This is a genomic window from Pseudomonas sp. Sample_10 (assembly GCF_004321495.1).
Taxonomy (GTDB): Bacteria; Pseudomonadota; Gammaproteobacteria; order Pseudomonadales; family Pseudomonadaceae; genus Aquipseudomonas.
On sequence record NZ_RCOE01000181.1, the window covers coordinates 43928 to 56629 of the forward strand.

Consider the following 12702-nt stretch of genomic DNA (forward strand, 5'->3'; position numbering starts at 1 on the left):
GTCAATGTCCTTACGTTAGCTCGGTGATGGCAATCCCCGCCAGTGGCAAAAATCGCATCAACGCCGCGACAACGGCCTCAGGAGCATCTTCCTGCACCAGATGACCGGCGTTGGGAACCGCGTGAAACTGTGCGCCCGGGATCATCTGTTGCAAGGCTCGCCCGCGTTCGATGGGAATCCACTGATCGTCCTCGCCCCACAGGATCAGCACCGGGCAGCGCATCGTCGGGTAGAAGCCTTCGACTTCGCGGGTGAAGCGTTCGTCCATCTGAGCGATCTGCCGGTAAAAGGCCGCTTGCCCGGGGTCGCCCAGCCAGGGTTGCACGTACGGTGCGAGTTCGTCGTCCGGAATGTCGCGTTTGATTGCCCCGCGGATATAGGCCGGCACGATGGCTCGCTGAATGTAGTCGGGCAATCCGCTGAACGCCGCTTCATGCTGTCGCACGTGTTGCACGAACGGCGAGCCCCAGGGCGTCAGCGCGACCGGGTCGATCAGCGTCAGGCTGCGGTAATCCTTGCCGTTGAGCAGGTGCGCACGCAGGGTGGTCGCGCCGCCAAAGTCATGGGCCACCACATCGGGGTTATCCAGGCCCCAGTGTTCCAACAGTTGCGCCAGTAATTCGTTCTGCACGCCCAATGAAACGTCACCCTCAACTTTCTCGGATAGCCCGTAGCCCAGCAGGTCGAAGTAGTGAATGCGGTGCGTGGTGATGAAATGCGGCGCAATCCGGTGCCATACATAAGAAGAGAAGGGTGTGCCGTGCACGAACACCAGCGGCGGGCCATCGCCGCGAACGGCATAGCGAACGGAGTGCCCTTTGAAGCGGTAGGTTTGAGCCAGTGGCCATTCAGTCATGGACGTGTCCTCTTGGCAGGTGCGAGCCAAAAAGCATAGGCATAAAAAAACAGCCGTTGAAGGCTGTTTTTTGTATCACTGACGAAACGCATAACCACTTTATGAGCGAGCCTGCTCGCGAAAGACGTTAACGATAACGTGGTGTATCTGGAAAACCGCGGTGTCTAGACGTCCATCGCGAGCAGGCTCGCTCCTACAGGGTTGTGCATCCATTGGCAGGTTTACTCGCCGCGATAGATGCAACCGCTGGTGCACGTCTCGTGGATGCGGATCGCACTGAGTTCCGGCAGCAGAGGTTTCATTTCGGCCCAGATGAACTTGGCCAACACTTCACTGGTCGGGTTTTCCAGGCCGGGAATGTCGTTCAGATAGTTGTGGTCCAGGCGTTCGTACAGCGGCTTGAAGATCGCCTTGATCTCGGAGAAATCGCGGATCCAGCCGGTGTGCGGATCGAGGTCGCCGCTCAGATGAATCGCCACTTTGAACGAGTGACCATGCAGGCGGCCGCACTTGTGGCCGTCCGGGACGTGGGGCAGGCGGTGGGCGGATTCGAAAGTAAACTCTTTGAAAATTTCCACAGTGTTTTCAGCTCTGTTCAGATGGCGTTCGCCGCAGCGATTCGGGCAGGCGGCGAGTTTAACAGCTTGTCCTGACTAAAGGGTCAGCAAGCGCTCGCCAAGGCGACCGTTGGCGGCCAGTTCGAGAAACTCATCGCCCAGGCGCCGACTTTCATCCATCGCCGCGCGCCAGTATTTCTGCCGGCTCGGGGCGTCGCCCATGAAGCGTTTGAAGTCGTTGCGGTCCGGCAGTTTGCCGTAGGGCAAACGCGCCAGGTACTCCTTCGACGGCGCCACCAGCAAGACATTTTGCAGGCGTGCCGGGCAGGCGCGGCGCCAGGGCAGCGTCTTGTCGAACCAGCCGGGAATCACCCGGTCGGTGAAATGCGGATAGAGCACGATGTCATCGCCGCTGTAGGGCAGGTCGAGGTGATAGTCGAGCAAGCCGCCGTCGCGGAACGTCCCGGCGCCGGCACCCGGCAGATCGCGCACGCCTTCCATCACCATCGGGATCGATCCGGAGGCTAGCAAGGCCTGGCGCAGATTCCCGGCATCCAGGGCGACGAAACGTGACGGGAAGTCATTCAGCGCATTGACCGGCGGCGCCAGGCGCGGATCGTGGATGATCAACCGTTCGAAGTGCCGCGACAGCCGCGCGCGGCCGCGCAGGTTATCGGCAATCACCGACGACAGGCCAAGGCCCAGACGCCCGCGATGGTCATCCGCGAGCAGGCCGTGGCTTTTGACCACCATGACGTTCAGGCGGTAATGGGGGTTGGCGAGCAGGGCGGCATCGTGACCGTCGAGCAAGTCATCGAGCATGCGCCGCGAGCTCTGGCTGATTTGCGCCATGGTCACACCCTTGGCGAAATCCTGCTCGGTGTAGAGCTGGCCAAGTCGGCGGATGCCTTCGGCGGCGTCTGGCAGGCAGGCACTGGCGAAGCGCCAGGAACCCACCGATGCACCGATCAGCGAGCGCTCCCGGGGCGCCGTCGGCAACCATTGGCCGAATAACGCCAGGTCCAGCCCCTGAATCCCCAATGCCTTGGGGCCACCGGCAGCGCCCGGCAACGTGCCGACATCGGCAGCCTGCAACCCGTTTTCACGGATGCGCGCCAAGGCACGCGGCCCGGCCTTGAGCGTCAGGGAGGGAAACTTGATGTGGATGGCGGTCATACCGGCCTCTGTGTCTGGCAACAGTTAATTATGTAACAGCTTGCGCCAAACCCGTAGGAGCAAAGCTTGCTCGCGATGGCGATCTCCTGGGCGCCATCGCCGGCAAGCCGTGCTCCTACAGGTTTTGTGTTGCTGTGGCCAATGATGGCAATTCAGTTTCAATTAAGTTCTTATCGCTAACGTGGCCCCCGTAGGCAACACCTAAAAGAATACGGAGACACCCATGAAAACCCTGACTGCCCTGTTCACCGCGTCCATCATCAGCCTGACCGCCAGTATCGCCCACGCGCGCGATCTGGGGCCGGATGAAGCCTTGAGGCTGCGCGACGCTGGTACCATTGTGTCTTTCGAGAAACTCAATGCCACCGCGTTGACCAGGCACCCGGGTTCCACTATCACTGAAACCGAGCTGGAAGAAGAGTACGGCAAGTACATCTACCAGATTGAACTGCGCGACTCGCAGGGTATCGATTGGGATCTGGAATTAGACGCTGTCAGCGGGCAGGTTCTCAAGGATCATCAGGATTCGTAATGACGTTGCTTTCCTTTACAACACGGCGCGCCGGCAGTCGACTGGCGCTGGTGCTGCTGGCTTTCTGTTCGGTGGCCATGGCTCGTGACCTCGATCAGGACGAAGCCCTGCGCCTGCGCCAACAGGGGGTGATCCTGCCGCTCGAGCAATTGTTGCAACAGGCGCTGGACCGCTACCCCGAGGCCAAACTGTTGGAGGCTGAGCTCGAAGAGAAGCACGACATCTATATTTACGAAGTCGAGTTGCTCACTACTGAAGGCGTGGTGCGCGAGCTTGACCTTGACGCCGCCACCGGCCGATTACTGAAAGACAAGGAAGACTGACCGATGCGTTTGCTCCTGGTGGAAGACCACGTGCCCCTGGCCGACGAATTGATGGCCGGCCTCAATCGCCAAGGGTACGCCGTGGACTGGCTGGCCGATGGTCGCGACGCGCTGCATCAGGGCAGTACCGAGCCCTATGACCTGATCATCCTCGACCTCGGTTTGCCGGGCGTCCCGGGGTTGGACGTGCTGGCTCAATGGCGCGCCGCAGGTCTGGCTACGCCAGTGCTGATCCTCACCGCACGCGGTTCCTGGGCTGAACGCATCGAAGGCCTGAAGGCCGGTGCCGACGATTACCTGACCAAACCGTTCCATCCCGAAGAGCTGCATTTACGCATTCAGGCGTTGTTGCGTCGCTCCCACGGCCAGGCCAATCAACCGACGCTCAAGGCTGCCGGGTTGCATCTGGACGAGGGCCGTCAGTGCGTCACACGCGATGGCGCCGAGGTCCAGCTCACCGCAGCCGAGTTCCGCTTGCTGCGTTATTTCATGCTGCACCCCGAGCAAATCCTTTCCAAAAGCCACCTCGCCGAACACCTCTACGACGGTGAAACCGAGCGCGATTCCAACGTGCTGGAAGTTCACGTCAATCACCTGCGGCGCAAGCTCGGCAAGAGTGTGATCGAAACCCGTCGCGGCCAGGGTTACCTGTTCGGCGGGCAAGCCAGGTGAGGTCGATCCAGCGGCGCTTGAGCCTTGGCCTGATCAGCGTCATGGTGATTGTCGGCCTGATACTGGCGCAAACCAGTCTGTGGTTGTTTGAAATGGGCTTGCAGCGCTACCTCGAGGCGGGATTGCGCAACGACAGCGAGAGCCTGCTGGTGGCGCTGGTGCGTGGCCCGCAGGGCTTGCAACTGGATGAGCGGCGCTTGTCTCCAGCCTATCAACGGCCGTTTTCCGGTCATTATTTCCGTATCGATTTTGCCGACAGTCATTGGCGCTCCCGTTCATTGTGGGATCAGGAGCTGCCGCGCCTCGATCATCCCGGCCTGCACAGCAACCTGCAACTGGGGCCGGAAGGGCAGCAATTGCTGGTGCTGCGTTCCGACTATCGGCGCCTCGGCCAGTCGATTTCCATCAGTGTGGCGCAGGATTACACGCCGGTGCGCGAGAGCTTCCAGCGGATGCAGCAGGTCGGGCTCGGACTGGGGCTAGCGGGGTTGCTGCTGATCCTGCTGTTGCAACGGGTCACTGTGCGTCGCGCCTTGCGCCCGCTGGAAAAGGCCCGCGAACAGATCGCGCAACTGCAACAGGGCCAGCGTTCGCAACTTGATGAGCAGGTACCGGTGGAATTGGAGCCGCTGGTGGCGCAGATCAACCACCTGCTGGCTCACACTGAAGACAGCCTCAAGCGCTCGCGCAATGCCTTGGGCAATCTGGGTCACGCCTTGAAAACCCCATTGGCCGTGCTGTTGAGTCTTGCCTCGAGCGAACAGCTCGACGCGCATCCGCAACTGCGCAAGGTGCTCAAGGAACAACTGGAACAGGTGCAACAGCGGCTCAATCGTGAACTCAATCGCGCTCGCTTGGCCGGCGATGCACTGCCGGGCGCACTGTTTGACTGCGACGCCGAACTGCCGGGGTTGTTGGCGACATTGAACATGATTCACGGCGAACATCTGAACCTGAGCTATCGCGCCCCGGCCGGGCTGCAACTGCCATGGGATCGCGAGGATCTGCTGGAACTGCTCGGCAACCTGTTGGACAACGCCTGCAAATGGGCCGATGCCGAAGTCCGATTGAGTGTGGTCGAGGCTGCAGAAAGTTTTCAGCTGATTGTCGAAGACGACGGGCCGGGCATTCCCGAAGACAGGCGCGATCAGGTGTTCAGCCGCGGCGCACGGCTGGATGAACAGGCCGATGGGCATGGCCTGGGCCTGGGCATTGTGCGCGATATCGTCGACACCTGGGGCGGGGTGATGCGCTTGCAGGTGAGCGAGTGGGGCGGGTTGAAAGTGTTGATCGAACTACCCAAACGCACCTGAAAACACACCGACATCCCCCGTAGGAGCAAAGCTTGCTCGCGATGGCGATCTCCCGTCCGCCATCGCCGGCAAGCCGTGCTCCCACAAGGGTTGTGTTGTGCCGGTTTCAGGTGTGATGAATCTCCCGATCCTTGGTTTCCGGCATGAAGAAAATCCCCAGAATCGCCGTCATCACTGCGATCACGATCGGATACCACAGGCCGTAATAGATATCCCCAGTGGCTGCCACCATAGCGAAGGCCACCGTCGGCAGGAATCCGCCAAACCAGCCGTTGCCGATGTGGTACGGCAGCGACATCGAGGTATAGCGGATACGTGCCGGGAACAGTTCAACCAGCCACGCGGCGATCGGGCCGTACACCATGGTCACGTAGATGACGAGAATGGTCAGGAGCAACAACACCATCGGATAGTTGGTCTTGGCCGGGTCAGCCTTTTCGGGGTAGCCGGCCTCCTTCAGAGCGGTAGCGAGCGAGGCGGTGAATGCATCGTTCTTCGCCTTGAAGTCGGCGGCCGGCATGCCGGTGCCCTCGAAACTCTGGATCACCTTCTCACCGATCCGCACCTGCGCCACAGTGCCCGGCTCGGCCTTCTCGTTTTTATAGGGGATCGCCCGTCTGGCCAGCACGGTCTTGGCCAAGTCACAGGAACTGGTGAATTTGGCCTTGCCCACCGGGTCGAACTGGAACGAACACTGGTCAGGATCGGCGACCACCGTGACCGGGTTTTTCTCCTGGGCGACGAACACATCGGGATTGCCGTACTGGGTCAGCGCATTGAAAATCGGGAAATACGTCAGCGCCGCGAGGATGCAGCCGGCCATTATGATTCCTTTGCGGCCGATCCGATCGGACAGGCTGCCGAAAATCACGAAGAACGGCGTGCCGATCAGCAACGAGCCGGCGATCAGCAGGTTGGCGGTCTGCGGTTCGATTTTCAATGTTTGCAACAGGAAGAACAGCGCGTAGAACTGCCCGGTGTACCAGACCACGGCTTGCCCGGCAGTGCCGCCGAGCAGGGCCATGATGACGATCTTGAGGTTGTCCCAGCGGGCGAAAGATTCGGTCAGCGGCGCCTTGGAGGATTTGCCCTCAGCCTTCATTTTCAGGAACACCGGTGACTCGTTGAGTTGCAGGCGGATGTACACCGAGATGATCAACAGCAGGATCGACAGCAGGAACGGGATCCGCCAGCCCCAGGCTTCGAAGGCTTCAGTGCCCAGCGCTGTGCGACAGGCCAGGATCACCAGCAATGACAGAAACAGACCGAGGGTCGCGGTGGTCTGGATCCATGAGGTGAAGTAACCGCGTTTGCCTTTTGGCGCGTGTTCGGCCACGTAAGTCGCCGCACCGCCGTATTCGCCACCCAGGGCCAGGCCCTGCAGCAAGCGCAGGGTGATGAGGATAATCGGCGCCGCCACCCCGATGGTCGCGTACCCCGGTAAAAAGCCCACCACCGCCGTGGACACACCCATGATCACAATGGTGATGAGGAAGGTGTGTTTGCGTCCGATCATGTCACCCAACCGGCCGAAAACAATCGCGCCGAAGGGGCGTACTGCAAAGCCTGCGGCGAACGCGAGCAAAGCGAAGATGAAGGACGTGGTCTCGTTGACGCCGGCAAAGAAGTGCTTGGCGATGATCGCGGCGAGGGAGCCATACAGGTAAAAGTCGTACCACTCGAACACGGTGCCCAAGGACGAGGCAAAGATGACTTTACGTTCCTCCTTGGTAATCCCGCGGTTGGGCGCACTGCCCGTGGTTGTATTGTCGATTGCCGCCATGAGTTTTCTCCGTTGTTCTTGTTTTAGGCCGGAGCACCTCTCATTTGTTGCCGTACCCGGGCCCTGGGACACAGACTGACGGCCTCGCATCGCTGCAAGGTTTCATGAAGCATAATCGGCTTCCGGAAGATATCCACTCGCCATCATTGAAGATGGAAAGTGAATGGCAAGGATGTACACGAAAACCTGTGGGAGCGAGCTTGCTCGCGATAGCGGTGTACTGGACACATTGATACTGAATGTGTCGCCGCTATCGCCAGCAAGCCGGCTCCTACAGGGGATCAGTGGTAATTAGACGCGGAACTGATCCATCAACCCCTGCTGATGATTGGCCAGGCAATTGAGCGACTGGCTCACCCGTGCTGATTCGTTGGCTTGTCCCGACAACGATTCGGTCACATCGCGAATGGTCGCGACATTGTTATTGATCTCCTCGGCAACCGCGCTTTGCTCTTCGGCTGCACTGGCGATTTGCAGGTTCATGTCGCTGATCACGGTCACCGCATCGCCGATCTGCCGCAGTGCCGTAACGGCCTGTCCAACCTGCTCGACACTGCCCTGGGCCTGGCGATGGCTGTTGCCCATCGAGCCCACCACATCCTGGGTGCCGCTTTGCAATTGCTCGATCACCACACGGGTTTCCTCGACGGACTCCTGGGTGCGTCGCGCCAGGTTGCGCACTTCATCGGCCACCACGGCAAACCCACGTCCGGCTTCACCGGCACGGGCGGCTTCGATGGCGGCGTTGAGTGCCAGCAGGTTGGTCTGTTCAGCAATGGCGCGGATCACTTCGAGTACCGAACCGATTTTTTCGCTATTGGCAGCCAGGCCTTCAACCTGGACCATCGCCGCGCTCATGTCGGCGGCGAGGTTGTCGATGCTGGTGGTGGTGCGGTCGATCACGGTCAGGCCTTGGCGAGTCGCCTGGTCGGCATCCCGCGCCGCTTGTGCGGCCTGGGCGGCGCTGCGGGCGACATCCTGGGCAGTGGCGCTCATTTCGTGGGACGCGGTAGCGACCTGATCCACCTGACGGTACTGCTGTTCCATGCCGGCGCTGGTCTGGGTGGCGATGGCGGACGATTGGTCAGCGGTGTTGCGGGCATCCTGCACCGAGCGTTTCACTTCGGCGATGATCGGTTGCAGCTTGTCGAGGAAGCGGTTGAACCAGCCCGCCAATTGCCCCAGCTCATCCTGTTTGTCGTAGGCCAGGCGCCGGGTCAGGTCGCCTTCGCCGCTGGCGATGTCTTCGAGCATGTACGCCACGCCGAGGATCGGTTTGGTCACACTGCGGGCCATCAGCCACACCAGCACCAGCCCGATCAATGCGGCGAGGACACCCAGCCCCAACTCGGTCAGTGTGCCGGCCGTGTTGCTTTCATCCAGCTGCTTTTTCAAGGCTTCGGCGGGACCGATCAGCACTTTTTCAGGGACGTCGAGCAACACACCCCAGGATTTTCCATCGGGAATCGGTTGGAAGGGCGATATGACTTTGAGCTGCTGATGGCTGTGCAGGCTGCCGGTCTGGCTGCTGCCGGCGAGCATGCGCATCAGTTCGGCACCGCTGGTCTGGTCCACGGTTTCCAGGCGCTGGCTGAGTTTGTCGGCGTCCGGGCTGTGACCGGCGAGCAGGCCGGCCGGGCTGACAATACTGACGCTGGTCTGGCCGTCGTAGAGCTTTTTGCTGGCGCCCTGACTGATCGTTTGCAAGCTGTTGAGGTTGATATCCACCGATAGCGAAGCGATGACCTTGCCGTTGACCATCAGCGGGAACACGATGCTGGTCATCAGCACTTTCTGGCCGTCGATCACATAAAAGTAGGGTTCGATCACGCAGGGCTTGAGGCGGGTGCGCGGGCAGGTGAACCAGGCATTGGCCGGTTCGCCGCTGGGGCCGCTGCTGGTGTCGGCCATGTCGCTTTCCGGCAGCGCCATGGACGTTACCTTGCCCGGCGTCGGCTGTGACCAGTACAGGGCAAAACGGCCCTTGTCGTTACTGCCCAGTTCGGCTTGTCCGCTGAACAGATCGTCCTTGCCATCCAGGCCATTGGGCTCAAACACCAGGGACAAGCCGAGCAGTTCGGGGTTGGCTTGCAGGGCCGATTTGACCTGTCGTGTCAGGTCTTCGCGCAGGTCGAAGGCATCGAGGAAACGCTTCTCGGCCTGGTCTCGCAAAAACAGCACCTGACGGGAAAATCCATGCCCGTATTGATAGGCGTCCATGAACTGCTGGCGAATGACCAGTGCCTGGTTTTCACCCTGGGACTCGATCCGTGCCTGCGCCGCTTCAGTCAGCATTTCCATGCTCGAGGCTTTCACCAACTCGGAGCTGTGCTCCATGCGGTACAGCGAAAGACCTACCAGCAGGGTCACGATGCCCGCCAGGCACAGCCCGGCCAGCAGGGTGATTTTCCATTGAATGGAAAGTTGTCTGAGCGACATGGAGACGTCCTTATTCGATAAATATCTGAGACTTTGCACTGTAACGGCTGTGATTTGGCTTTCTTTATCTCGCCCCGGTGAATAAATGACCTCGAGCGCGGCTTTGACACCGGGCCGTGTCTGCGGCAAAGTGCGCGCCCTTCTAATAAGACCCATTCTTTAACCCGCTGGTGGCTCATGCAGGCGCCCGGCTGGACTCTTTTCGCTTGTCTGGAGTAGTGACAATGAATGCAGTAATTGCCGCGGTCGGCGTCATGCTGATACTCAGCCTGTCCCGCGTGCATGTGGTGATCGCGCTGATCGTAGGTGCGTTGGTGGGTGGCTTGACCGGTGGCCTGGGGATCGAGGCGACGCTCAAAGCCTTCAACAGCGGCCTCGGCGGCGGGGCGACCGTGGCGTTGTCCTACGCCTTGCTCGGTGCTTTCGCGGTGGCCATTGCCAAGTCCGGCATGGCCCATGCCCTGGCCGACAAGGCCTTGGCGATGGTCGATCGCCAGCACGCCTCGGGCGGTGGCCAGGTCAAGTGGTTGTTGATCGGGTTGCTCTGGGTCGTGGCCATTGCCTCGCAGAACATCTTGCCGATACATATCGCCTTCATTCCCTTGCTGGTGCCGCCGCTTTTATACGTGCTGACCAAGTTGCAACTCGATCGCCGGTTGATCGCCTGTGTCATTACCTTCGGCCTCATCACCCCGTACATGTTTCTGCCCGTGGGCTTCGGCAACATCTTCCTCAATGAGATCCTGCTGGCCAACGTCGCCCGCAGCGGCGTAGACATCAGCGGCATCAACGTCACCCACGCCATGGGGATTCCGGCGCTGGGCATGCTGGTGGGCTTGCTGATTGCGTTCGTCAGTTACCGCAAGAAGCGTGTCTACGATCTGCAAAAGATCGAGCAAGTCGAACAGGTTGCGGTGCAATACAACCCGTTGAGCCTGATGGTCGCGGGTGCGGCGATTGCGGCGGCCTTCATTATTCAGCTGTTGCTGGACTCGATGATCATCGGTGCGCTGGCCGGATTCCTGATTTTCTCGGTATCGGGCATCGTCAAATGGCGCGACACCGATGACCTGTTCACCGAAGGCATGAAGATGATGGCGATGATCGGCTTCATCATGATCGCCGCTTCCGGGTTTGGCGAAGTGATCAAGGCCACCGGGCAAGTGCAGACACTCGTCGAAACGTCGGCAGCGTGGATCGGCCACAGCAAAGCCATCGGCGCCTTGCTGATGCTGCTGGTGGGATTGCTGGTGACCATGGGCATCGGTTCGTCGTTTTCCACCGTGCCGATCCTGGCGGTGATTTTCGTGCCGTTGTGCGTGCAACTTGGCTTCAGTCCGATCGCCATCGTGTGCATCGTCGGTACGGCCGGTGCCCTCGGTGATGCCGGTTCGCCCGCATCGGACTCGACCCTCGGCCCGACTTCCGGCCTGAACATCGACGGCCAGCACCATCACATCTGGGACACCGTGGTCCCGACCTTCCTGCACTACAACCTGCCGTTGCTGGCGTTTGGCTGGGTGGCCGCGATGGTCCTCTGATTTCACTCATGTAGAAGCCAGGTTTGCCGGCGAAGGCGTCTTTGACATTGCTTTCGCCGGCAAACCCGGCTCCTACAGTTTTGCCTTGGCGTGCCGTTATAGCCTTTAACCACGCCAACAAAATCAAAAGAGTGAACGTCATGCGCATGAGCCTGAAGGCCAAAGTCCTGTCCCTCGCCGTCCTCCCGGTATTGCTCTTCGCGCTGGTCATCAGCCTGACCACGTTGTTCATCCTGCAAGGCCAGGCCCGCCAAGAGGTCGAGGTCACCCGCGAGCGCCTGCTCAGCGATGCCAAGGCCACCCTGCAAAGTTACGTTGCCGTGGCAATGACCACGATCAAGCCGCTGTACGACGCTGCCGCGCAAGGCGATGACGCAGCGCGGGCGCAGGCGATCAAGTTGCTGTCGAACATCACCTACGGCAAGGACGGCTACTTCTTCGGCTATGACTCCAACACCGTGCGCCTGTTCAAGGCCAAAGATCCGGAAGGCGTAGGCAAAAGCTTCAAGGACAACCGCGACCCCAACGGGGTCTACGTCAATCGCGATCTGGTGAAAGTCGCCCAGGACGGGACGCACTATCTGCAATACAGCTCGCCGTTGCCGGGCAACAATAAGGTGCTGGTGCCCAAGCTCGGTTACACCGAATACCTGCCGAAATGGGACATGGCGGTGGGTACGTCGGTCAACCTCGACGGTATCGAGGCGCAAGTCGCCGTGGTCGAGGCCAAGGTTCAGGAGCGTATGCAAGGCGTGGTGCTGAGTATCGTCGGTGTGGCCGTGGTGGTGCTGTTGCTGATCGCGGCAGCCGGCATGCTGCTGGCCAACACCATTCTGCGGCCATTGAACCTGATGAAAGCCAACCTCGACGACATCGCCGCGGGTGAGGGGGACCTGACCCGTCGCCTGACCATCACCAGCCAGGATGAGCTGGGTCAACTGGCGGGTTCGTTCAACCGCTTCGTCGACAAGATCCATGGCCTGGTGCGCCAGATCACCGAGATGACCTCACAGTTGACCGGGCTGGTGACTCAGGTTTCCGAACAGGCCAACCGTTCCGACCAGGCCATGGAGCGCCAGCGTCACGAGACCGACCAGGTGGCCACGGCGATCAACGAAATGTCCGCCGCTGCCCAGGAAGTGGCCAAGAGTGCGCAAAACGCCGCGGTTGCTGCCCAGCAGACTGATGAAGAAGGACAAGCTGCCAAGCGAGTGGTGGCCGGCAGCATCGTCAAGATTCATGCGTTGGTGGACGACATTCGCAGCAGCGGCGTGTCCCTGGACAGCCTGCAAAAAGACGTGTCGTCGATTGTCAGCGTGCTTGGGGTGATTCGTTCGATCGCCGAGCAGACCAACCTGCTGGCACTCAACGCCGCCATCGAAGCGGCCCGCGCCGGCGAGGCCGGGCGCGGTTTTGCGGTGGTGGCCGACGAGGTACGGGCGCTGGCCAGTCGTACGCAGATCAGCACCCAGGAAATCCAGGGCATGATCGACCGCTTGCAGGCCGGCAC

Annotated in this window: 11 protein-coding genes; 6 read left to right on the top strand and 5 right to left on the bottom strand. The window is 60.5% G+C overall.

The features are described 5' to 3' along the window. Positions 1–10: 10 nt before the first annotated feature. The 3 genes from D8U18_RS17970 to D8U18_RS17980 form a co-directional block, all read right to left on the bottom strand. Complete coding sequence (locus D8U18_RS17970) at positions 11–856, bottom strand: alpha/beta hydrolase (protein ID WP_131108116.1); 846 nt, start codon at positions 854–856, stop codon at positions 11–13. A 221-nt stretch (positions 857–1077) separates the two neighbouring features. Next, positions 1078–1434: a 6-carboxytetrahydropterin synthase QueD gene (queD, locus tag D8U18_RS17975; RefSeq protein WP_056854821.1), complete on the bottom strand. Its 357-nt coding sequence runs from the start codon at positions 1432–1434 to the stop codon at positions 1078–1080. Between the two features lie 75 nt (positions 1435–1509). Next, entirely contained in the window at positions 1510–2589 is a 1080-nt protein-coding gene (locus D8U18_RS17980; protein ID WP_130904211.1) for a patatin-like phospholipase family protein, read from the bottom strand. A 223-nt stretch (positions 2590–2812) separates the two neighbouring features. Here D8U18_RS17980 and D8U18_RS17985 point away from each other — a divergent pair, with 223 nt between their 5' ends. Genes D8U18_RS17985 through D8U18_RS18000 form a run of 4 tightly spaced genes read left to right on the top strand, consistent with a single transcriptional unit; the run spans position 2813 to position 5429 of the window. After that, a complete protein-coding gene (locus D8U18_RS17985; protein WP_056854819.1) occupies positions 2813–3121 on the top strand; it encodes a PepSY domain-containing protein in 309 nt (102 codons plus the stop codon). Continuing rightward, on the top strand, positions 3121–3444 hold the full coding sequence (locus D8U18_RS17990; protein WP_056854818.1) for a PepSY domain-containing protein: 324 nt from the start codon (positions 3121–3123) through the stop codon (positions 3442–3444). The genes D8U18_RS17985 and D8U18_RS17990 overlap by 1 nt, the downstream gene beginning before the upstream one ends. Before the next feature lie 3 nt (positions 3445–3447). Further along, positions 3448–4116: a response regulator transcription factor gene (locus tag D8U18_RS17995; protein ID WP_056854817.1), complete on the top strand. Its 669-nt coding sequence runs from the start codon at positions 3448–3450 to the stop codon at positions 4114–4116. Beyond that, complete coding sequence (locus D8U18_RS18000; RefSeq protein WP_131108117.1) at positions 4113–5429, top strand: ATP-binding protein; 1317 nt, start codon at positions 4113–4115, stop codon at positions 5427–5429. Before D8U18_RS17995 ends, D8U18_RS18000 begins: the two co-directional genes overlap by 4 nt. A 106-nt stretch (positions 5430–5535) precedes the next feature. Here the strand turns inward: D8U18_RS18000 and D8U18_RS18005 are convergent, their stop codons facing one another. Next, positions 5536–7212 (bottom strand): MFS transporter, encoded by a 1677-nt coding sequence (locus tag D8U18_RS18005; protein ID WP_056854815.1) that lies wholly within the window; start codon positions 7210–7212, stop codon positions 5536–5538. Positions 7213–7503: 291 nt separating this feature from the next. Next, the gene (locus D8U18_RS18010; RefSeq protein ID WP_131108118.1) at positions 7504–9651 is read right to left on the bottom strand and encodes a methyl-accepting chemotaxis protein; all 2148 of its coding nucleotides are present in this window, start codon (positions 9649–9651) and stop codon (positions 7504–7506) included. A 224-nt stretch (positions 9652–9875) separates the two neighbouring features. Here D8U18_RS18010 and D8U18_RS18015 point away from each other — a divergent pair, with 224 nt between their 5' ends. Together D8U18_RS18015 and D8U18_RS18020 are read left to right on the top strand one after the other, a co-directional pair. Beyond that, entirely contained in the window at positions 9876–11192 is a 1317-nt protein-coding gene (locus D8U18_RS18015; protein WP_056854813.1) for a Na+/H+ antiporter NhaC family protein, read from the top strand. Between the two features lie 140 nt (positions 11193–11332). Next, a partial coding sequence (locus D8U18_RS18020; protein WP_131108119.1) for a methyl-accepting chemotaxis protein occupies positions 11333–12702 on the top strand: 1370 nt, incomplete at its 3' end.

Bases quoted from the DNA above. Each gene is read 5' to 3' on its own strand.
- D8U18_RS17970 (WP_131108116.1), bottom strand. From the start codon at position 856: ATGACTGAATGGCCACTGGCTCAAACCTACCGCTTCAAAGGGCACTCC.
- D8U18_RS17980 (WP_130904211.1), bottom strand. From the start codon at position 2,589: ATGACCGCCATCCACATCAAGTTTCCCTCCCTGACGCTCAAGGCCGGG.
- D8U18_RS17985 (WP_056854819.1), top strand. From the start codon at position 2,813: ATGAAAACCCTGACTGCCCTGTTCACCGCGTCCATCATCAGCCTGACC.
- D8U18_RS17990 (WP_056854818.1), top strand. From the start codon at position 3,121: ATGACGTTGCTTTCCTTTACAACACGGCGCGCCGGCAGTCGACTGGCG.
- D8U18_RS17995 (WP_056854817.1), top strand. From the start codon at position 3,448: ATGCGTTTGCTCCTGGTGGAAGACCACGTGCCCCTGGCCGACGAATTG.
- D8U18_RS18005 (WP_056854815.1), bottom strand. From the start codon at position 7,212: ATGGCGGCAATCGACAATACAACCACGGGCAGTGCGCCCAACCGCGGG.
- D8U18_RS18010 (WP_131108118.1), bottom strand. From the start codon at position 9,651: ATGTCGCTCAGACAACTTTCCATTCAATGGAAAATCACCCTGCTGGCC.
- D8U18_RS18015 (WP_056854813.1), top strand. From the start codon at position 9,876: ATGAATGCAGTAATTGCCGCGGTCGGCGTCATGCTGATACTCAGCCTG.